The following is a 20,573-nucleotide window of genomic DNA, read 5'->3' on the forward strand; positions in this document are numbered from 1 at the left end:
GCGTCCGGTCACACCGTCAGTGAGCGGTCGGTCGGGCGGATCGGTGCGGGCAGGTCGCTCGCCCCGGTGAGGTGGCGATCGCAGCCGCGCGCCGCGGAGCGGCCCTCGGCGATCGCCCACACGATGAGCGACTGGCCGCGTCCGGCGTCTCCGGCGACGAAGACGCCCGGCACGCTGGTCCGGAAGTCGGCGTCACGGGCGATGTTACCGCGCGCGTCGAGTTCCAGGCCGAACTGCTCGACCAGGCCGTTGTCGCGGTCGGTGCCGGTGAAGCCCATGGCGAGGGTGACCAGCTGGGCCGGGATCCTGCGCCCGGTGCCGGGCTTCGGGGTGAGCCTGCCGTCGACGAACTCGACCTCGGTCAGGTGCAGCCACTGCACGTTGCCGTCCTCGTCGCCCTCGAAGTGGGTGGTGGAGACGGAGTAGACCCGCTCGCCGCCCTCCTCGTGCGCGGAGGTGACCTTGTAGAGCATGGGGAAGGTCGGCCACGGCTGGGAGAGCGCGTCCCGGTCCTCGTTCGGGCGGGGCATGATCTCGAGCTGGGTGACGGAGGCGGCGCCCTGGCGGTGGGCCGTGCCCACGCAGTCGGCGCCGGTGTCGCCGCCGCCGATCACGACGACGTGCTTGCCCTCGGCCGTGATCGGCGGGGCGACGTAGTCGCCCTCCTGCACTTTGTTGGCCAGCGGCAGGTACTCCATGGCCTGGTGGATGCCCTTGAGTTCGCGGCCGGGCGCCGGCAGGTCGCGTGCGGTCGTCGCGCCGACGGCGAGGACGACGGCGTCGTACCGCTTGCGCAACGCGGTGGCCGGCATGTCCCGGCCGATCTCGACGCCGGTGCGGAACTTGGTGCCCTCCGCGCGCATCTGCTCGATGCGGCGGTTGATGTGCCGCTTCTCCATCTTGAACTCGGGGATGCCGTACCGCAGGAGGCCGCCGAGGCGGTCCGCCCGCTCGTAGACGGCGACCGTGTGGCCGGCCCGGGTCAGCTGCTGGGCAGCGGCGAGGCCGGCCGGGCCGGAGCCGACGACGGCGACGGTCCTGCCGGACAGGCGCTCGGGGATCTGCGGGGCGACGTCGCCGGTCTCCCACGCCTTGTCGATGATGGAGACCTCGACGTTCTTGATGGTGACCGGCGGCTGGCTGATGCCGAGCACGCACGCCGACTCGCACGGAGCGGGGCACAGCCGGCCCGTGAACTCCGGGAAGTTGTTGGTGGCGTGCAGGCGCTCGCTCGCCGCCGACCAGTCCTCGCGGTAGGCGTAGTCGTTCCACTCGGGGATGAGGTTGCCCAGCGGGCAGCCGTTGTGGCAGAACGGGATGCCGCAGTCCATGCACCGGCCGGCCTGCTTGCTGATGATCGGCAGCAGCGAGCCGGGGACGTGGACCTCGTTCCAGTCCTTGACGCGTTCGGCGACCGGGCGTGAGGCGGCGACTTCGCGGCCGTGGTTCAGAAAGCCCTTCGGATCAGCCATTGGTCGCCGCCTCCATCATCTTCCGGTGGGTGTCGGACTCGGAGAGCCCGGCTCGCTCGGCGGCGTCCTTGGCGGCGAGCACTGCCTGGTACGTACTGGGGGTGATCTTGCTGAAGCGGGCGGCGCCCCCGTCGGGGCCGTCCCACTCGGCCAGCAGCTTGGCGGCGACGGTGGAGCCCGTCTCCTCCTGGTGCCGGCGCACCACGTCGTGCAGCCAAGCACGGTCGGTGTCGTCGAGCTCGTGGACGGCGTCCAGGTGGCCGGGGTTGACGTTGTCCCGGTCGAGGTCGAGGACGTAGGCGGTGCCGCCGGACATGCCGGCCGCGAAGTTGCGGCCGGTCTCGCCGAGGACGACCGCGTGACCGCCGGTCATGTACTCGCAGCCGTGGTCGCCGACGCCCTCGGAGACGACCAGCGCGCCGGAGTTGCGGACGCAGAACCGTTCGCCGACCTTGCCGCGCAGGAACATCTCGCCGCCGGTGGCCCCGTAGGCGAGGGTGTTGCCCGCGATGACGCTGTACTCGGCGAGGTGGTCGGCGCCCCGGTCGGGGCGGACGACGATCCGGCCGCCGGAGAGGCCCTTGCCGACGTAGTCGTTGGCGTCGCCCTCCAGGCGCAGCGTGATGCCGCGCGGGACGAAGGCGCCGAAGGACTGGCCGGCGGAGCCGGTGAAGGTGATGTCGACGGTGTCGTCGGGCAGGCCGGCACCGCCGAACTTCTTCGTCACCTCGTGGCCGAGCATGGTGCCGACCGTGCGGTTGATGTTGCGGATGGCGACCTGGGCGCGTACGGGCTGCGCCTCGGTCGCGCCGTCGGCGGCGAGTGCGTCGGCGGCGAGCTTGATCAGCTCGTTGTCGAGGGCCTTCGCCAGACCGTGGTCCTGGGGGACGGTGTGGTGGCGGACGGCGCCCTCGGGCAGTTCGGGCACGTGGAAGAGGGGGGCCAGGTCGAGGCCCTGTGCCTTCCAGTGGCTCACCGCGCGGGTGACGTCGAGGACCTCGGCGTGGCCGACGGCCTCCTCGACGGAGCGGAAGCCGAGTTCGGCGAGGAGTTCGCGGACCTCTTCGGCGATGAACCGGAAGAAGTTCACGACGTGCTCGGCCTTGCCAGCGAACCGGTCGCGCAGGACCGGGTTCTGCGTGGCGATGCCGACCGGGCAGGTGTCCAGGTGGCAGACGCGCATCATGACGCAGCCGGAGACGACCAGCGGAGCGGTGGCGAAGCCGAACTCCTCGGCGCCGAGGAGGGCGGCGATGACGACGTCGCGGCCGGTCTTGAGCTGGCCGTCGGTCTGGACGACGATCCGGTCGCGCAGGCCGTTGAGCAGCAGCGTCTGCTGGGTCTCGGCGAGGCCGAGCTCCCAGGGTCCGCCGGCGTGCTTGAGCGAGGTCAGCGGGGAGGCGCCGGTGCCGCCGTCGTGACCGGAGATGAGCACGACGTCGGCGTGGGCCTTGGAGACGCCCGCGGCGACGGTGCCGACGCCGACCTCGGAGACCAGCTTGACGTGAATGCGCGCCTGGGGGTTGGCGTTCTTCAGGTCGTGGATGAGCTGGGCGAGGTCCTCGATGGAGTAGATGTCGTGGTGCGGCGGCGGGGAGATGAGGCCGACGCCGGGCGTCGAGTGACGCGTCCTGGCGATCCACGGGTAGACCTTGGGGCCGGGCAGCTGGCCGCCCTCGCCGGGCTTGGCGCCCTGGGCCATCTTGATCTGGATGTCGTCCGCGTTGACCAGGTACTCGGAGGTCACACCGAAGCGGCCGGAGGCGACCTGCTTGATGGAGGAGCGGCGGGCCGGGTCGTACAGGCGCTCCGGGTCCTCGCCGCCCTCGCCGGTGTTCGACTTGCCGCCGAGCTGGTTCATGGCGACGGCGAGGGTCTCGTGCGCCTCCTGGGAGATGGAGCCGTACGACATGGCGCCGGTGGAGAAACGCTTGACGATCGCGGAGACCGGCTCGACCTCGTCGACCGGGACGGGCGCCCGGCCGGAGGTGAAGCCGAAGAGCCCGCGGAGCGTCATCAGGCGCTCGGACTGCTCGTTGACGCGGTCGGTGTACTGCTTGAAGACGTCGTAGCGGCCGGAGCGCGTGGAGTGCTGGAGGCGGAAGACCGTCTCGGGGTCGAACAGGTGCGGCTCGCCCTCTCTGCGCCACTGGTACTCGCCGCCGATGTCGAGTGCCCGGTGCGCGGGGGCGATGCCGGTGGCGGGGTACGCCTTGGCGTGGCGGGCGGCGACCTCCTTCGCGACGATGTCGAGGCCGACGCCGCCGATCTTGGTGGCGGTGCCGTGGAAGTACGTGTCGACGAAGGCCGCGTCGAGGCCGACGGCCTCGAAGACCTGGGCGCCGCGGTAGGAGGCGACCGTGGAGATGCCCATCTTGGACATGACCTTCAGGACGCCCTTGCCGAGGGCGTGGATCAGGTTGCGGATGGCCTTCTCGGACTCGGTGCCGGGCAGGAAGGTGCCCGCGCGGACGAGGTCCTCGACGGACTCCATCGCCAGGTAGGGGTTGACCGCGGCGGCGCCGAACCCGATGAGGAGGGCCACGTGGTGGACCTCGCGGACGTCTCCGGCCTCGACGAGGAGGCCCACCTGGGTGCGCTGCTTGGTGCGGATGAGGTGGTGGTGGACGGCCGAGGTGAGCAGCAGCGACGGGATCGGCGCGTGCTCGGCGTCGGAGTGCCGGTCGGACAGGACGATCAGGCGGGCGCCGTTCTCGATCGCGGCGTCGGCCTCGGCGCAGATCTCCTCGATGCGGGCGGCGAGGCTGTCGCCGCCGCCGGAGACCCGGTAGAGGCCGGAGAGGGTGGCGGCCTTGAAGCCGGGCAGGTCGCCGTCGGCGTTGACGTGGATGAGCTTGGCCAGCTCGTCATTGTCGATGACGGGGAAGGGCAGCACGACGCTGCGACAGGACGCGGCGCTCGGTTCGAGCAGGTTGCCCTGGGGGCCGAGCGGGCTGCGCAGGGAGGTGACCAGCTCCTCGCGGATCGCATCCAGCGGCGGGTTGGTGACCTGCGCGAACAGTTGGGTGAAGTAGTCGAAGAGGAGCCGGGGGCGTTCCGACAGGGCGGCGATCGGCGAGTCGGTGCCCATGGAGCCGATCGGCTCGGCGCCGGCCTTGGCCATCGGGGCGAGCAGGACGCGCAGTTCCTCCTCGGTGTAGCCGAAGGTCTGCTGGCGGCGGGTGACCGAGGCGTGGGTGTGCACGATGTGCTCGCGCTCGGGCAGGTCGGACAGCTCGATCTCGCCGGCTTCCAGCCACTGTGCGTAGGGGTGCTCGGCGGCGAGCCGGGCCTTGATCTCGTCGTCCTCGATGATGCGGTGCTCGGCGGTGTCGACGAGGAACATGCGGCCGGGCTGCAGGCGGCCCTTGCGGACGACCTTGGCGGGGTCGATGTCGAGGACGCCGACCTCGGAGCCGAGGACGACGAGGCCCTCGTCGGTGACCCAGTAGCGGCCGGGGCGCAGACCGTTGCGGTCGAGTACGGCGCCGACCTGGGTGCCGTCCGTGAAGGTGACGCAGGCGGGGCCGTCCCAGGGCTCCATCATCGTGGAGTGGTACTGGTAGAAGGCGCGGCGGTCGGGGTCCATCGAGCCGTGGTTCTCCCACGCCTCGGGGATCATCATGAGCACCGAGTGCGGCAGGGAGCGCCCGCCGAGGTGCAGCAGTTCGAGGACCTCGTCGAAGGACGCCGAGTCGGAGGCGTCGGGGGTGCAGACGGGGAAGATCCGCCCGAGGTCGGCGGAGCCGCTGCGCCCACGGTCGGCGGAGCCGCTGCGCCCACGGTCGGCGGAGCCGAACAGGTCGGAGGCCAGCTGGGACTCGCGGGCGCGCATCCAGTTGCGGTTGCCCTTGACGGTGTTGATCTCACCGTTGTGGGCGACGAAGCGGTAGGGGTGCGCGAGGGGCCACGACGGGAAGGTGTTCGTGGAGAACCGGGAGTGCACCAGCGCGAGCGCGGAGCCGAAGCGGCGGTCGGACAGGTCGGGGAAGAAGGGCTCGAGCTGACCGGTGGTGAGCATGCCCTTGTAGACGATGGTCCGCGCGGACAGCGACGGGAAGTAGACGCCCGCCTCGCGCTCGGCGCGCTTGCGCAGCACGAAGGCCGTGCGATCGAGGTCGATGCCCCGGGACACGTGGTCCGTGACGAAGATCTGGCGGAAGACCGGCATCGTGGAGCGGGCGGTGGCACCGAGCAGGTCGGGCGCGACGGGCACCTCGCGCCAGCCGAGGACGGTGAGGCCCTCGGCGGCGGCGATCTCGTCGATGCGGGCGACGGTCTCGTCGGTGGCGTCCACGGGGAGGAAGGCGGTGCCGACGGCGTAGGCGCCGGCACCGGGCAGTTCGAATCCGGCCACCTCGCGGAAGAAGGCGTCCGGGACCTGGGAGAGGATGCCCGCGCCGTCGCCGGAGTCCGGCTCGGAGCCGGTGGCACCGCGGTGTTCCAGGTTGCGCAGGACGGTGAGTGCCTGCTCGACCAGGGTGTGGGACGCCTCGCCGGTAAGCGTGGCGACGAATCCGACGCCGCAGGCGTCGTGCTCGTCGCGGGGGTCGTACATGCCCTGCGGGGCAGGGCGAGCATCCATGAAGGACCAGTTCTGGCCATGCGCGGAATGCTGGGACGGCTGGCGCGTCATACGCATCGCCTCTTCCCGTCGTCGTCATGTGGCATGTGCAAAGTGCCGAGGGACGACGCTGGCCCTCTGCGTGACTGCGAAATTTCGTGCAGGTTACACGATGGCTCGGTTCCCGGTAGGCGGGATTTTCCGTTCCACCATGTGGACACCATGCAGGTCGCTTCGGGAATTCCGCGCCTGACGGGGAGAAGCTGGGGGACCGTGGCGGGCGCATCGATGTCCGCCGGTCCGATGGCGGGCCGGGCGTCCTCGCCCACTCCCGCGGCCGCGTCGTGAGCTTCGTTGCCCACGGCGCTTTCGGCTCATGCCCCATCGTCACGCGGTCGAAACCAACGAGCAACAGCTACTTGTGCGGCCCCTCGCACGGAAGCGGAGCCGGGGCGTCGGTGCTGCCCGTCCGTGCCGGGCGCCCAGCCGGCGCCCCGGTCCGGGGCAGCCGTGCGGGGCCGTCCGAGTCGAGTCGCCCGGTCCGGGGCAGCCGTGCGGGGCCGTCCGAGTCGAGTCGCCCGAGCCGGGCCGTCCGAGCCGGGTCGTCCGAGCCGGGTCATCCGAGCCGGGTCATCCGAGCCGGGTCATCCGAGCCGGGTCATCCGAGCCGGGTCATCCGATGGCCGTTCCGAACCATGTGCCCAGGGCGTATGTCACACCGGCCGCCGCGCCGCCGAGGGCGAGCTGCCGCAGACCGCTGTACCACCAGGTCCGCGCGGTCACCTTGGCGACCAGCGCGCCGCACAGGAAGAGCCCCAGCAGCGCCACCAGCACGGCGGGCCACAGAGCGCTCGCGCCGAGCAGGTACGGCAGTACGGGGAGCAGCGCGCCGAGCGCGAAGGCGCCGAAGCTCGAGACCGCGGCCACGGTGGGCGAGGGGAGGTCGCCGGGGTCGATCCCCAGCTCCTCCCGGGCGTGGATCTCCAGCGCCTGCTCGGGGTCGCGCGACAGCTGCCGGGCCACCTCGGCGGCGAGCTCCGGCTCGACGCCCCGGGCCTCGTAGAGGGCGGCGAGTTCGGCCTCCTCGTCCTTGGGGTGCTTGCGCAGCTCGTGCCGCTCGACGTCCAGTTCGGCCTCGACGAGCTCGCGCTGGGAGGCGACGGAGGTGTACTCGCCGGCGGCCATGGAGAAGGCGCCGGCCGCCAGGCCCGCGAGGCCCGTGATGACGATGGTCTGCTGTCCGACCGAGCCGCCGGCCACGCCGGTCATCAGTGCGAGGTTGGAGACCAGGCCGTCCATCGCGCCGAACACGGCCGGTCGCAGCCAGCCGCCGTTGACATCACGGTGCGTGTGGTTGTCGCGGTGCGCCTCGTGCAGCGTCGCCTCGGTCTCGATGATCGCCATGCCGTCCCCCAGGGAGTTCGCGAAAGCGCCTGCAAAGCCGACGTCTCCGACGGCTGCTGCAGACCTCGTTTTAGACAAGTTCTACTTTTGAACAGCACCCAATCTACGCTTCCGCATTCCCTCCCGCCAGCAAGGAAAGGCTGGGCTAACCTGCGGTTTCGTCGCTTCAGCCGCTCACCTGCGGGAGGGCCCGCGCAGATGTCGACCGGGTGACACCGAGGCCTGTGAGGCTGTGCCGGACCTCGCACCGGGGACAGTTCCGCAAAGGGCTTCGCGCCTCTCGGGGCGCCCCTGAGAGGAGAGCCGCGCATGGCATCGAACGCCCGCATCCCCTCGGCCCCGGCGTCCGGGAATTCCCTCGGGCTCCGCGAACGGGCACGCGGCGCGCTGCTCGGCCTGGCCGTCGGCGACGCGCTGGGCGCCCCGGCCGAGAACATGAAACCCTCCGAGATCCGCGCCCGGTGGGGCCGCATCACGGGATACGTGGCGGAGTATCCCGCGGGCACGGACGACACCGAGTACGCGATCCTCTCCGGCCTGCTGCTGGCCCGGCACGGGTCGGCGCTCACCCCGGCGCAGGTCGGGGCGGCCTGGCACGAATGGATCGCGGACCGCGCCGAGGGGCGGTTCCGGGGCGCCGGATTCAGCGAGCGCGGCACCCTGGAGAACCTCCGCCGGGGACTGGCCGCACCCGTCTCCGCCCAGCACCGCCACGCCTGGAGCGACGGGCTGGCGATGCGAGCGGCACCGCACGGCGTCTTCGCGGCCGGCCGTCCCGCCGAGGCGGCCCGGCTGGCGGCGATCGACGGCTCGGTCAGCCACGACGGTGAGGGCATCTACGGAGGCCGGGCGGTCGCGGCGGGCGTGGCGGCGGCGATGGCCGGGGCGCCAGTGGTCACCGTCGTGGCCACCGCGCTGGCCCTGGTGCCGGAGGACTCCTGGACCGCCCGTTCCCTGCGCCGCGCCGTCACCGCGGCCCACCGGGGCGAGCACGCGGTCCGCTCCGCGGTCGTGATCGGCGGCTACCCCTGGACCGACCTGGCCCCCGAGGCCGTCGCCCTCGCCTTCGGCGCGTACGCGGCGGCGGACGGGGACTTCGAACAGACGGTGCTGACGGCCGTCAACATGGGCCGTGACGCGGACACCACCGCGGCGGTGGCGGGCGCCCTGGCGGGCGCGACCCGGGGCGCCGCCGCGATCCCGGAGCACTGGGCGGCCGCGATCGGCCCGGCCCGCGGCAGCTGCCTCCCCGCGATGGCGGGCCACCACGTCCTGGACATCGCGGACCTGCTCACTTCGGCACCGGCCGGCAACACCACGGAGACCCCGTCATGACCCTCTCCCCACCGGCGGCGACACCCACGTCCGCGCCCCCGGACCCGCCCCCCGCACCCCCCACCGAGAACCCCCCGCCGAGACCGCCCCCGCCCGATCCCGAAACCTGCCCCGCCGGCCCCACCGACACCCCCGGGGCCCGCCGGACCGAAAGCCGTGTCTCCGGCACCCGTCCCCCTGAAGGCGCTCCCGGGGCCGCCGACGGCGCGACGGCCCCACCGGGGCCGCCCGCACCCGCCCCCGCCGTCCGCGGAAGCGGTGCGGGCGAAAAGCGCCGGGCCGGAGGCGAAGCCGAGGCCTTCGGCGACCACCGGCCCGCGACAGCGGCCCTCGTCCCGCCGCCGCAGGCGCCCCGCATCGAGGGCCTCCTCCTCGGCCTCGCCGCCGGGGACGCCGCCGGCTGGCCCGCGGCACGCCACCGTGCCGCCCGGATGCCCGAGTGGACCCGGCGCCTCACCCGGGAACTGGACACCTTCGCCGAGCAGAACGCGACCACCACCCTGCCCGTGCCCATCGCCCTCAACCAGTCCCCGGAACCCCTGCGCCTGGGTCCCTCCGACGACGCCGAGTGGGCGGTGTTCGCCGCCGAGGCGGTCCTGCGGGCCGGCGACGACGGCGCGCTCGGCGACCTGAGCCGCGAACGCCGGACCCGGGCCGCCATCGACCTCACCTGGAACGCCGTGGCCGGCGAGGTCGCCGCGGCCGCACAACGCGCGCCCGAGGTCGAGTCGGCCGTCCTGCCCCTGCGCGCGCGTATCTCCGTACGGGCCGGGCTCGGCAACCTCGCCACCGGTCTGCGCCCGCCCGCCACCGGCCACGACAACCCGCACTACTTCGACGACGCGGCCTGCGTACGGGCCTGTGTCCTGGCCGTGGCCCACCCCGGCGACCCCGAGGGCGCCGCCGCGCTCGCCGAGTTCGACGCCCGCTACACCCAGGACGGCGACGGGGTGCACGGCGCCCGCGCGATGGCCGCCGCCATCGCCCTCGCGCTGGCCGGCGCGGGCGTCGGGGCATGCGTGGCGGCCGCGGTGGCCGAGTTGCCCGAGGAGACGGAGATCGGCCGCAACGCCCGGCACGCGCTGCGGCTCGCCGCGGACACCGACGGCGCCTTCGCCCTCGTGCCGCTCCTGGAGCACCAGATCGTCGACCACGTCTACAGCTACGGCATCGCCGCCGCCGAGACCGTTCCCGTGGCCCTCGCGCTGGCCACCGCCTCGCAGGGCCGGATCGCGGAGGCGGTACCCGCGGCGGCCTGTCTGTCCCGGGTCGCGGACTCGGCCCCCGCCCTCGTCGGCGCGCTGACCGGCGCGCTCGGCGGGGGTACGGCGATCCCGGCGTCCTGGCGGGAGAGCTGCCGCATCCTCTCCGGCTGCACGCTCCCCCGGCTCACCGGCACCGACCTGGTGGAACTCGCCGGGCTCCTGGAAGCCGCACAACCGCCTCCCCCCGGAGGATGATTCGGGCATGACGCTCAAAGAGCACGAAAAGCAGGTTCGGGGTGCCTCCCTCGACGAGCGGATCACCGGCGCGCTGGTGGGGGCCGCCGTCGGCGACGCGCTCGGCGGCCCCGTCGAGGGGTACTCCCCCGAGCAGATCGTCGAGCGCCACGGCGGCCGTGTCCACGGCGTCGTCGGCCCCTGGAACGGCGACGACTGGCGCACCGCCCGGCCGATCGCCCCGTACCACAAGGGCGACGGCCACGTCACCGACGACACCCTCATGACGCACGCCCTGGTCCGGGTGTACGCGCGGGTCAGGGACCATCTGGACGCCCACGCCGTGGCCGACCACCTGGTCCCTGACCTGATGACGCACCCGCGCTGGATCCCGGAGCTGGAGGCGGAGGCGCTCCTGCTGCAGCGGGTCTTCCTCGCGGAGAAGTGGCTGGTGTCCCGGATCCACTACGGCCATGTCGACCCGCGCGAGGCGGGCGTCGGCAACATCGTCAACTGCGGTGCCGCGATGTACATGGCCCCGGTCGGCCTGGTCAACGCGGCCCACCCGGCGGGCGCGTACGCCGAGGCGCTGGACGTCGCGGGGGCCCACCAGTCGTCGTACGGCCGGGAGGCGGCCGGTGTCCTCGCCGCGGCCGTGGCGGCCGCGTGCGCACCGGGGGCGACACCGGACTCGGTCGTCGCCGCCTGCCTGTCCCTGGCGAAGGACGGCACGCGGACGGCGATCGAGAAGGTCTGCGAAGTGGCGTCCCGTCATACGGACTTCGAGTCCGCGCTGCGCCCGCTGCGGGAGGCGGTGACCCCGTACGACACCGTGGGCCCCGACTACCGTGCCCCTTCGCTGGATGCCCGCCGTCCGTCGCGGCTGCACGCGATCGAGGAACTCCCGGTCGCGCTGGGCATGGTGGTGGTGTCCGGCGGCGACTTCCGGCACGCGGTGCTGGGCGCGGTGAACTACGGCCGGGACTGCGACTCCATCGCCACGATGGCCGGCGCCATGACGGGCGCCCTCGGTTCGCCGGTCCCCGAGGGCTGGGCGAAGACCGTGGCGGAGGCCAGCCGTCTCGACCTCCTGGAACCCGCGGCCGCGCTGACGGAGGTGGCCCGCGAGATCTTCGCGCGCGACGTGTCCCGGCGCCGCTCGCACGAAAGGGCGTTCGCCGAGCTGGGAGGCCCGGAATGCTCCGACTGACCTGGGTCCAGCCGGAGGACCTGATCGGGCACGAGCTGCGCCAGGCCGCCCAGGACGGCCGGTCGGCCGCGGCCGTCGCCGCCGTCGCGGCCCGGTGGCGCGCGGCGGGCGGCTCCGAGGCCCCGCCTCGCGCGGGCGCCTCCCCGCAACCCGCGTCCCGCTACCTCCGGCTGCTGGCCGGGGACCTCCTGGACGAACTCGCCGACCTGCCCAGCGGCCTGGCGGACGATGAACCGACGGACCTCGGCGCCATCAAGTCCCTCTGCCCGAACTGGCCCTCACCCGTCGGCGCCGCTCCCCCGGCCCCCGACCGCGCCGAAGCCGGCCCTCCCGAGGACGACTGCCTCGAAGCCTGCCGTCTCGAGGCCGCCTGGCTCGGCCGTGCCGTGGGCTGCCTGCTCGGCAAGCCGGTGGAGAAGCTCCCCCTCGACGGCATCCGCCGACTCGCCCGGGCCACCGGAAACTGGCCTCTGAACGGCTACTTCACCGCCCTCGGAGTCCCCGGGGAGCTGGCCGCGCGATACCCCTGGAACCGTCGCTCGGCGACCACCTCGCTCGCCGAGAACATCGACGGGATGCCCGAGGACGACGACCTCGACTACCCCCTCCTCAACCTGCTGCTGCTCCAGCGGTACGGCAAGGACTTCACCACCGCGGACGTGGCCCGGCTCTGGCTGGACGAGCTCCCGGCGGGCCGTGCCTTCACCGCCGAACGCGTCGCCTACCGCAACCTCCTCGACGGCGTGGAGCCGCCGCGCACCGCCCGCCACCGCAACCCGTTCCGCGAGTGGATCGGCGCCCTGATCCGCGCCGACGTGCACGGCTGGACCAACCCCGGCGATCCGGCGGGAGCCGCCGAACAGGCCCACCGCGACGCCACCCTCACGCACACCGCGGGCGGTGTGCACGCCGCGATGTTCGGCGCGGCCGTCATCGCCACCGCCGCAGGTACAGGCACAGGTACAGGCGGCGACCGCCCGGACGTCCACGCCTGCCTGCGCGCCGGCCTCACCGTCGTACCGCCCCGCTCCCGGCTCGCCCGCGCCGTGCGCGAGGCCGTACGACTGGCCCACGAACACCACGACTTCGCCGCCGTCGTCGACCGGCTCCACGCCCTGCACGCTGGCACCCACTGGGTGCACGCCGTCCCCAACACCGCCCTGATCGCCGCCGCCCTCACCCACGCGGACGGCGACTTCTCCGGCGCCGTCTGCCGTGCCGTGTCCGGCGGCTGGGACACGGATTCCAACGGCGCGACGGTCGGCGGTGTCACCGCCCTGCTCGCCGGTTCCCCCGCCGCGCTCCCCGAGCGCTGGACGGCCCCGCTGAAGAACCGGCTGGCCACCTCCGTCGGCGACTTCAACGGTGTCGGCTTCGACACCCTGGCCCGTCTGACCCGTACGACCCGTCTGGAGGCCTCCCGCCCATGACCCGGCCCACCGCGCCCGCCGCCCCCTCCCCCGCTCCCTCCGCTCCCGCGCCCCCGCTGACCGGTCTGCGGGTCCTGGACCTCGCGACCCTCTTCGCCGGGCCCCTCGCCGCGACCCTGCTCGGCGACTTCGGCGCGGAGGTCGTCAAGGTCGAGCACCCGAGGAAACCCGACCCCTCCCGAGGCCACGGCCCGTCGAAGAACGGCGTGGGGCTGTGGTGGAAGATGCTCGGCCGCAACAAGCGGACCATCACCCTCGACCTGTCCACCCGCGGCGGCCGGGCGACCCTGCTACGCCTCGCCAAGGCCACCGACGTGATCATCGAGAACTTCCGGCCCGGCACCCTGGAGAAGTGGGACCTGGGCTGGTCCGAACTGTCCGCCGTCAACCCCCGTCTCGTCCTGGTCCGGGTCACCGGCTTCGGCCAGTTCGGCCCGTACGCGCACCGGCCCGGCTTCGGCACGCTCGCCGAGGCGATGAGCGGTTTCGCCGCCATCACCGGGGAGCCGGACGCGCCCCCGACGCTGCCGCCGTTCGGCCTGGCCGACTCCATCGCGGGCCTGACCACGGCGTACGCGGTGCTGACCGCCCTCGCCGGGCGGGAGAGCACCGGCGAGGGCCAGGTCGTCGACATGGCCCTCATCGAACCGATCCTCACCGCGCTCGGGCCCCAGCCGACCTGGTACGACCAGCTCGGCCACGTCCAGCCGCGCACCGGCAACCGCTCCCAGAACAACGCCCCGCGCGGCACCTACCTCACCGCCGACGGCACCTGGGTCGCCGTCTCCACCTCGGCCCAGTCGGTCGCCGAACGGGTGATGCGGCTGGTGGGGCGGCCCGAGCTGATCGACGAACCGTGGTTCGCCACCGGCGCCGGCCGCGCCCGGCACGCGGACGTCCTCGACGAGGCGGTGGGCGGCTGGATCGCCTGCCGCACCCGTACCGACGTGCTCGCCGCCTTCGAGAAGGCCGAGGCAGCGGTGGCGCCCGTCCAGGACGTACGGGACGTGATGGCCGACCCGCAGTACCAGGCCCTGAACACGATCACCACGGTGGACGACCCCGAGCTGGGCCCGCTGCGCATGCAGAACGTTCTCTTCCGGCTCTCGCGCACCCCCGGCGCGATCCGCTGGGCGGGCCGACCGCACGGCGCCGACACCGACGAGGTCCTGACCGAACTGGGCCTCACTCCGGCCGAACTGACGGCCCTGCGCGCGGAAGGCGCACTGTGACGGCCGCATCCCCGCTGACCTGGCTGTACGCGCCGGGCGACCGGCCGCGTGTGGTGGCGAAGGCGCTCGTCTCCGGGGCCGACGTGGTGGTGATCGACCTGGAGGACGCCGTCGCCCCCGACCGCAAGGCGTACGCCCGTGCCGCCTCCGCCGAACTGCTGTGCGACCCGCAGCCGGTCCCGGTCCACATCCGCGTCAATGCCCTGACCGGCCCCTGGGGCGAGGCCGACCTCGCCGCCGTGGCCCCGGCCGGGGGCCTGGCGGGGCTGGCGGGCCTGCGGCTGCCCAAGGTGTCCTCGCCCTCCGACGTCGTCCGGGTCGCACGGCGGGCCGTGTCCGCCCGGGGCGGCCCGCTCGGTCTGTACGCGCTGCTGGAGACGGCCCTCGGCATCGAGCGGGCGCACGACGTGGCCACCGCACACCCGTCCCTGCGCGGTATCTCGATCGGCGAGGAGGACCTGCGGACCGACCTGGGCGTAGGCGACGACGCGGGCCTCGACTGGTCCCGCTCCCGCGTGGTCGTCGCCGCGCGGGCGGCGGGTCTGGCCCCGCCCACCCAGTCCGTCCACCCGGACATCCGCGACCTGGACGGTCTCCGCGCCTCCTGCGCCCGTGGTCGTGCCCTGGGTTTCCTGGGCCGCGCCGCCATCCATCCGCGTCAGCTGCCGGTCATCGAGCGCGCCTACCTGCCCACGGAGGAGGAGATCGAGCGGGCGGAGACGGTCGTCAAAGCGGCGGCCGGCGAGCAGGGCGCCCAGGCGCTTCCCGACGGCCGCTTCGTCGACGCGGCGGTGGTGACGGCCGCCCGGCGGGTCCTGTCCCTGGCCGACCGCGCCTGAGGCGCCGCACACACGCCCGTGGGGCGCCCGGAGTTCCCGGGCGCCCCACGGCGTCGTTCACGTACCACGGGCCGCCGGTCGGCGGCGGCCCGGCAGACCGTCAGCTCTTCTTCGCCGACCCGGCCTCGTCCTTGGACCGCGCGTCCGCGGAGTCCGCGGCCCCGGGACCCGTGTCCTCGGAGTCCGCCCGGACCGTCTCCGCCTCGGCGTCCTCGGCCTTCGCGTCACCCGGCTCGGCGGCGTCCTTGTCCGCTGCGCCGCCCTTCTCCTTCGAACTCGCGTCGGCCTTCGACCCGGCGTCCGGCTTCTTCGGCCCGGCTTCTTCCTTCGCCTCCGGGGAATCCGCCTTGCCGTCCTTGCCGGCGGCTTCCGGCTCGGTCGCCCCGGATCCGGAACCGCTCCCGGCCGCGTCCGGGGCATCGTCGCCCCCGGCGGAACCGTCCGTCGCGCCACCTGTCGCACCACCGGTGGCAGCCGCGCCCGGTTCCACCACGGTCTCGCGTCCCGGACGCAGCTTCGCGGACATCACGAAGTACACGACCGCGAGCACGAACACGAACATCGCGGTCCAGTTGTTCAGCCGCAGGCCCAGGATCTCGCGGGCCTCGTCGACGCGCATGTACTCGATCCAGAACCGGCCCGCGCAGTACGCGGCGACGTACAGGGCGAACGCCCGCCCGTGCCCGAGCTTGAAGCGGCGGTCCGCCCAGATGACCAGCAGGGCGACGCCCACGCACCACAGGGACTCGTACAGGAACGTCGGGTGGTAGTACCCCGGTACCCGGCCGCCCGCCGTGGACGTGATGTGCAGGGCCCACGGAAGGTCCGTCTCCCGGCCGTACAGTTCCTGGTTGAACCAGTTGCCCCAGCGTCCGATCGCCTGCGCCAGCGCCAGACCGGGGGCCAGGGCGTCGGCGTACGGCGGCAGGGCGATTCCCCGGCGCCGGCAGCCGATCCAGGCACCCACCGCGCCCAGCGCGATGGCGCCCCAGATACCGAGGCCGCCCTCCCAGATCTTGAAGGCGTCGACCCAGTTCCGGCCCTCGCCGAAGTAGAGCTGGTAATCGGTGATCACGTGGTAGAGGCGGCCACCGACCAGGCCGAACGGGACGGCCCAGAACGCGATGTCCCAGGCGGTTCCCTTCTGGCCACCGCGCGCCACCCACCGGCGGTCGACGATCCAGAGGGCGACGAAGAGGCCGGCGAGGATGCTGAAGGCATAGCCGCGGAGCGGAACGGGGCCGAGGTACAGCACCCCGCTCGACGGGCTGGGAATGTAGGCAAGTTCCATGGCAGGGTCGACGCTACCGCGCCGGACCGCTCCTACGGCGGGCGGTCCGGCTACGGGTCCATAACGGGAAGGCTCGCAGCCCTACTGCTGATTGGCCTCCTCCACCATCTTCTTGAGTTTCGCCGGGGTCATCGTCCGGTCCTGGTAGATGTTCTTGTCGCCGAGCAGGACGGTCGGGGTGCCGGGGAAACGCCCTTTCTGGAAGGCCTCGTTGGACTTCGCGACCCAGCTGTTGTGCGCGCCGTCCTCCACGCAGCCGCGGAAGGCGGGGGTGTCGAGGCCCTTGACCTTGCCGGCCAGCTCGATGAGCTTGGCCTTGTCGGCGAAGGCGTCGTCCGTCTCCGGGGGCTGGTTGTCGAACAGCACGTCGTGGTAATCGGTGAACTTGCCGGCGTCCTGGGCGCAGGCCGCCGCGTTGGCGGAGTTGCGGGAGCCGGTGCCGCCCATGTTCCCGTCGATCAGCGTGACGAGGTGGTACTCGATCTTCAACTGGCCGGACTCGGTCAGCTCATGGAGGGTCGGCCGGTACGCCAGCTCGAAGGACTTGCAGGCGGGGCAGCGGAAGTCCTCCCACACGGTGAGGGTGGACTTGGCACTCTCCTTGCCGACCGGGATGGCCAGGCCGTCCTTGCCGAGCGCCCCCGAGGGCGCCACCATCGGGCCCGCCTCCTCGCCGCCCTCGTCCTTGCCCGCGTTGGCGGCGACGATGCCGATCACCGCCGCGAGCGCCAGGACACAGACCACGCTCGCCCCCACGATCAGGGTGCGGCGCCGCCTGTCCGCCGTCTTCTGCTTCTCACGCTCGACCGCCAGCCGCTCACGGGCGGTGCGCTTTCCCTCACGGTTCTTCTCGCTCACACCCCGCAGAACGAACCGGGGAGGCGCAACGCGCCTCCCCGGCACCAGATCCACCCGTACGAGGGACCCGTATGACTAACTGCGGAACGTCTGCCGAGAACGGGACACCGGTGCCGCCCTCCCGGATCGGTGCGTCCGGGCCCGGCCGCACGCGCCGTCGCCGACCCCCCGCACGCCGTCAGGACCGGCCGCGTACGCCCTTGGCCAGCTCGCCCGCGAGCGCCCGCACGGCCTGGAGGCCCGCGGCCGGGTCGGGGGCGTCCAGCAGCCGTTTGACGAAGGCCGATCCGACGATCACGCCGTCGGCGAAGCGGGCGACCTCGGCGGCCTGGGCGGCGTCGGAGACGCCGATCCCGACGCACACCGGCAGGTCGGCGCGGCTCGCCCGGGCGCGTGCCACGAGGTTCTCGGCCTGCGTGCCGACCGACTCGCGGGTGCCGGTGACCCCCATGAGGGACGCGGCGTAGACGAAGCCGCTGCCCGCCGCGGTGATCTCGGCGAGCCGCTCGTCCTTGCTGCTGGGCGCGACGACGAAGACGGTGGCCAGACCGTGCTTGCCGGCGTGCTCCCGCCACAGCGCCGACTCCTGGACGGGCAGGTCGGGCAGGATGCAGCCGGCGCCGCCCGCCTCGGCGAGCTCGGCGGCGAACCGCTCGACGCCGTAGCGGTCGACGGGGTTCCAGTACGTCATGACGAGGATCGGCTTCCCGGTGGCCCGGTGGGCCTCCCGGACCGTGCGCAGCACGTCGGCGATCCGTACGCCGCCGCGCAGGGCGATGTCGTCGGCGGTCTGGATGACGGGCCCGTCGAGGACGGGGTCGCTGTGCGGCAGGCCCACCTCCACGACGTCGGCACCGCCGTCGATGACGGCCTTGACGGCGTCGATGCCGCCGTCGACGGTCGGGAACCCGGCCGGGAGGTAGGCGATGAGGGCGGCCCGGCCCTCGGCCTTCGCCGCGGCGAGGGTGTCGCTCAGCAGTCGCACGTTCCCGCTCACTTGGCGTCCCCCTCGATCTCGGCGGTGTCGGTGTCCGCGTCGGCGGCGACCTCGGCGTCGGTGTCGTACAGCCCGAAGTAGCGGGCGGCGGTGTCCATGTCCTTGTCGCCCCGGCCGGACAGGTTGATCACGATCAGCCCGTCCTTGCCGAGTTCCTTGCCGACCTCCAGGGCACCGGCCAGCGCGTGGGCGCTCTCGATGGCCGGGATGATGCCCTCGGTGCGCGACAGCAGCCGCAGCGCCTGCATGGCGGCGTCGTCGGTGACCGCGCGGTACTCGCCGCGGCCGGAGTCCTTGAGGTAGGCGTGCTCGGGTCCGATGCCCGGGTAGTCGAGCCCGGCCGAGATGGAGTACGGCTCGGTGATCTGGCCCTCGTCGTCCTGGAGGACGTAGGAACGCGAGCCGTGCAGGATGCCGGGCTCGCCCGCGGTGAGGGTGGCCGCGTGCTCGCCGCTCTCGATGCCGTGGCCCGCGGGTTCGCAGCCGATGAGCCGTACCGAGGCGTCCGGGATGAAGGCGTGGAAGAGGCCGATGGCGTTGGAGCCGCCGCCGACGCAGGCGACGGCGGCGTCGGGCAGCCGTCCGGCGCGCTCCAGGAGCTGGCGGCGGGTCTCGACGCCGATGACGCGGTGGAAGTCGCGCACCATGCCGGGGAAGGGGTGGGGCCCGGCGACGGTGCCGAAGAGGTAGTGCGTGCTGTCGACGTTGGCGACCCAGTCGCGGAACGCCTCGTTGATGGCGTCCTTGAGGGTGCGGCTGCCGGACTTCACGGCGATGACCTCGGCGCCGAGCATGCGCATCCGGGCCACGTTGAGGGCCTGGCGCTCGGTGTCGATCTCGCCCATGTAGATGGTGCAGTCGAGGCCGAACAGGGCGCAGGCGGTGGCGGTGGCGACGCCGTGCTGGCCGGCGCCGGTCTCGGCGATGACACGGGTCTTGCCCATGCGCCGGGTGAGCAGGGCCTGGCCGAGCACGTTGTTGATCTTGTGGGAGCCGGTGTGGTTGAGGTCCTCGCGCTTGAGGAAGACCCGGGCGCCGCCGGCGTGTTCGGCGAACCGGGGCACCTCGGTGAGGGCACTCGGGCGGCCGGTGTAGTGGACCAGCAGGTCGTCGAGTTCGCGGGCGAACTCGGGGTCGGCCTTGGCCTTGTCGTACTCGACGGCGACCTCGTCCACCGCGGCGACGAGCGCCTCCGGGATGAACTTGCCGCCGAACGCGCCGAAGTAACCCTCGGCACTGGGGACCCGGCCCTCGGGGTCGGGCAGGAAGAACTCGCTGGGCATGCGGAAACCTCACGGTGAGTGTGCGGACACGTTGCGCCGTGGGGGCAGGGTGCGCCGACCGGCTTCAGGCCGGGTGCGGCTGATCGCGCCGACACGGCCGAGTGGCGTGTCGGCGCAGCCCCGCGCCCCTTGTCAGGGGCGGTGCCATCGCAGTCCGTTGACCTGACCGGGCTCGTCACCGATGTGGTAGCGCACCCTGCGGCCGAGCACACGGCGAGCGGGGGCCCGGCAGCCCCGCGGGCGGCAGCCGCGAGCGAGGCGCGCGTACGGGTCCCTGGTCGGCAGGGTGATCGGGAGGGTCATCGGGGCCAGCCTAGCGTGTGCTCAGCCGCGCCCGTGGCGCAGCGCCGGGTGCTCGCCGGCCGCCACCAGGTCGGCGACCGCGGTCTTCGGGTCGCGGCCGGTGACCAGGGACTCGCCGACCAGGACGGCGTCGGCGCCGGCGTTGGCGTAGGCGATGAGGTCGTGCGGGCCGCGGACGCCGGACTCGGCGACCTTGACCAGGTGGTCCGGGATCTCGGGGGCGACCCGCTCGAAGGTGCCGCGGTCGACCTCGAGGGTCTTCAGGTTGCGCGCGTTGACGCCGATGACCTTGGCTCCGGCGTCGACCGCGCGCTCGACCTCGTCCTCGTCGTGCACCTCGACGAGCGGGGTGAGCCCGATGGACACGGCACGCTCGATCAGCGACTCCAGGGCCGACTGTTCGAGGGCGGCGACGATGAGCAGCGCGAGGTCGGCGCCGTGTGCCCGCGCCTCCCACAGCTGGTACGAGGTGACGATGAAGTCCTTGCGCAGGACGGGGATGTCCACCCGCGCGCGGACCGCCTCCAGGTCGGCGAGCGAGCCGCCGAAGCGGCGCTGCTCGGTGAGGACGGAGATGACGGCCGCGCCGCCCGCCTCGTAGTCGGCGGCGAGTCCGGCCGGGTCGGCGATCGCGGCGAGCGCGCCCTTGGACGGGCTGGAGCGCTTGACCTCGCAGATCACCTTGACGCCTTCGCCGCGCAGGGCGGCCACGCCGTCCTTGGCCGCGGGAGCCTTCGCCGCGCGCTCCTTGAGCTCGTCGAGGCTCACCCGTGCCTGGCGCTCCGCGAGGTCGGCACGGACTCCGTCGATGATCTCGTCGAGCACACTCACGCGAGGGGCCCCCTTCCAGACGGTCCGTCTTCAGTGCGTTCGTTTCCGTCCCTGGGGCGTTGCCCGTCCTGACGGGCGGGTCGCC

At 73.2% G+C, this 20,573-nt stretch carries 14 protein-coding genes and 1 pseudogene; 6 read left to right on the plus strand and 9 right to left on the minus strand.

Features of this window, described 5'->3' with window-relative positions:
• Nucleotides 1–8 precede the first annotated feature (8 nt).
• The 3 genes from OHB56_RS11260 to OHB56_RS11270 form a co-directional block, all read right to left on the minus strand.
• Entirely contained in the window at nt 9–1,472 is a 1,464-nt protein-coding gene (locus OHB56_RS11260) for a glutamate synthase subunit beta (protein WP_326752132.1), read from the minus strand.
• A complete protein-coding gene (gltB, locus tag OHB56_RS11265) occupies nt 1,465–6,114 on the minus strand; it encodes a glutamate synthase large subunit (protein WP_406352992.1) in 4,650 nt (1,549 codons plus the stop codon). The genes OHB56_RS11260 and gltB overlap by 8 nt, the downstream gene beginning before the upstream one ends.
• Nucleotides 6,115–6,708: 594 nt before the next feature.
• Nucleotides 6,709–7,440, minus strand: coding sequence for a VIT1/CCC1 transporter family protein (locus OHB56_RS11270; RefSeq protein WP_364738824.1), 732 nt, complete (start codon nt 7,438–7,440; stop codon nt 6,709–6,711).
• 309 nt (nt 7,441–7,749) lie between these two features.
• Here OHB56_RS11270 and OHB56_RS11275 point away from each other — a divergent pair, with 309 nt between their 5' ends.
• Genes OHB56_RS11275 through OHB56_RS11300 form a run of 6 tightly spaced genes read left to right on the plus strand, consistent with a single transcriptional unit; the run spans nt 7,750 to nt 14,925 of the window.
• Nucleotides 7,750–8,775 carry an ADP-ribosylglycohydrolase family protein gene (locus OHB56_RS11275; RefSeq protein ID WP_406352994.1) on the plus strand — a complete coding sequence of 342 codons (1,026 nt, stop codon included), beginning with the start codon at nt 7,750–7,752 and terminating at the stop codon, nt 8,773–8,775.
• Nucleotides 8,772–10,235 (plus strand): ADP-ribosylglycohydrolase family protein, encoded by a 1,464-nt coding sequence (locus tag OHB56_RS11280; RefSeq protein WP_406352996.1) that lies wholly within the window; start codon nt 8,772–8,774, stop codon nt 10,233–10,235. Before OHB56_RS11275 ends, OHB56_RS11280 begins: the two co-directional genes overlap by 4 nt.
• A gap of 7 nt (nt 10,236–10,242) precedes the next feature.
• Entirely contained in the window at nt 10,243–11,424 is a 1,182-nt protein-coding gene (locus tag OHB56_RS11285) for an ADP-ribosylglycohydrolase family protein (protein WP_406352998.1), read from the plus strand.
• Nucleotides 11,412–12,854, plus strand: a complete 1,443-nt coding sequence (locus OHB56_RS11290; protein WP_406353000.1) for an ADP-ribosylglycohydrolase family protein — start codon at nt 11,412–11,414, stop codon at nt 12,852–12,854. The genes OHB56_RS11285 and OHB56_RS11290 overlap by 13 nt, the downstream gene beginning before the upstream one ends.
• A complete protein-coding gene (locus tag OHB56_RS11295) occupies nt 12,851–14,086 on the plus strand; it encodes a CaiB/BaiF CoA transferase family protein (RefSeq protein ID WP_406353002.1) in 1,236 nt (411 codons plus the stop codon). Before OHB56_RS11290 ends, OHB56_RS11295 begins: the two co-directional genes overlap by 4 nt.
• Nucleotides 14,083–14,925, plus strand: coding sequence for an HpcH/HpaI aldolase/citrate lyase family protein (locus tag OHB56_RS11300; protein ID WP_406353004.1), 843 nt, complete (start codon nt 14,083–14,085; stop codon nt 14,923–14,925). Before OHB56_RS11295 ends, OHB56_RS11300 begins: the two co-directional genes overlap by 4 nt.
• 399 nt (nt 14,926–15,324) lie before the next feature.
• On the opposite strand, the pseudogene lgt reads toward OHB56_RS11300, so the two are convergent.
• The 6 genes and pseudogenes from lgt to trpC form a co-directional block, all read right to left on the minus strand.
• Nucleotides 15,325–16,216: pseudogene (gene lgt, locus OHB56_RS11305) on the minus strand (prolipoprotein diacylglyceryl transferase); the annotation flags it as partial.
• An 81-nt stretch (nt 16,217–16,297) separates the two neighbouring features.
• Entirely contained in the window at nt 16,298–17,074 is a 777-nt protein-coding gene (locus tag OHB56_RS11310; protein ID WP_406353005.1) for a DsbA family protein, read from the minus strand.
• A gap of 178 nt (nt 17,075–17,252) precedes the next feature.
• Nucleotides 17,253–18,071 carry a tryptophan synthase subunit alpha gene (gene trpA / locus OHB56_RS11315; RefSeq protein WP_055595489.1) on the minus strand — a complete coding sequence of 273 codons (819 nt, stop codon included), beginning with the start codon at nt 18,069–18,071 and terminating at the stop codon, nt 17,253–17,255.
• Nucleotides 18,068–19,354 carry a tryptophan synthase subunit beta gene (trpB, locus tag OHB56_RS11320; RefSeq protein WP_326752144.1) on the minus strand — a complete coding sequence of 429 codons (1,287 nt, stop codon included), beginning with the start codon at nt 19,352–19,354 and terminating at the stop codon, nt 18,068–18,070. Before trpB ends, trpA begins: the two co-directional genes overlap by 4 nt.
• A 132-nt stretch (nt 19,355–19,486) precedes the next feature.
• The gene (gene trpM / locus OHB56_RS11325; RefSeq protein WP_326752145.1) at nt 19,487–19,657 is read right to left on the minus strand and encodes a tryptophan biosynthesis modulator TrpM; all 171 of its coding nucleotides are present in this window, start codon (nt 19,655–19,657) and stop codon (nt 19,487–19,489) included.
• Between the two features lie 21 nt (nt 19,658–19,678).
• On the minus strand, nt 19,679–20,488 hold the full coding sequence (gene trpC, locus OHB56_RS11330) for an indole-3-glycerol phosphate synthase TrpC (RefSeq protein WP_055595487.1): 810 nt from the start codon (nt 20,486–20,488) through the stop codon (nt 19,679–19,681).
• Nucleotides 20,489–20,573 lie beyond the last annotated feature (85 nt).

The organism is Streptomyces sp. NBC_01635 (genome assembly GCF_045209715.1).
GTDB classification, from domain to species: domain Bacteria; phylum Actinomycetota; class Actinomycetes; order Streptomycetales; family Streptomycetaceae; genus Streptomyces; species Streptomyces hirsutus.

Bases quoted from the DNA above. Each gene is read 5' to 3' on its own strand.
- OHB56_RS11260 (WP_326752132.1), bottom strand. From the start codon at position 1,472: ATGGCTGATCCGAAGGGCTTTCTGAACCACGGCCGCGAAGTCGCCGCC.
- gltB (WP_406352992.1), bottom strand. From the start codon at position 6,114: ATGCGTATGACGCGCCAGCCGTCCCAGCATTCCGCGCATGGCCAGAAC.
- OHB56_RS11270 (WP_364738824.1), bottom strand. From the start codon at position 7,440: ATGGCGATCATCGAGACCGAGGCGACGCTGCACGAGGCGCACCGCGAC.
- OHB56_RS11275 (WP_406352994.1), top strand. From the start codon at position 7,750: ATGGCATCGAACGCCCGCATCCCCTCGGCCCCGGCGTCCGGGAATTCC.
- OHB56_RS11280 (WP_406352996.1), top strand. From the start codon at position 8,772: ATGACCCTCTCCCCACCGGCGGCGACACCCACGTCCGCGCCCCCGGAC.
- OHB56_RS11285 (WP_406352998.1), top strand. From the start codon at position 10,243: ATGACGCTCAAAGAGCACGAAAAGCAGGTTCGGGGTGCCTCCCTCGAC.
- OHB56_RS11290 (WP_406353000.1), top strand. From the start codon at position 11,412: ATGCTCCGACTGACCTGGGTCCAGCCGGAGGACCTGATCGGGCACGAG.
- OHB56_RS11295 (WP_406353002.1), top strand. From the start codon at position 12,851: ATGACCCGGCCCACCGCGCCCGCCGCCCCCTCCCCCGCTCCCTCCGCT.
- trpB (WP_326752144.1), bottom strand. From the start codon at position 19,354: ATGCCCAGCGAGTTCTTCCTGCCCGACCCCGAGGGCCGGGTCCCCAGT.
- trpM (WP_326752145.1), bottom strand. From the start codon at position 19,657: ATGACCCTCCCGATCACCCTGCCGACCAGGGACCCGTACGCGCGCCTC.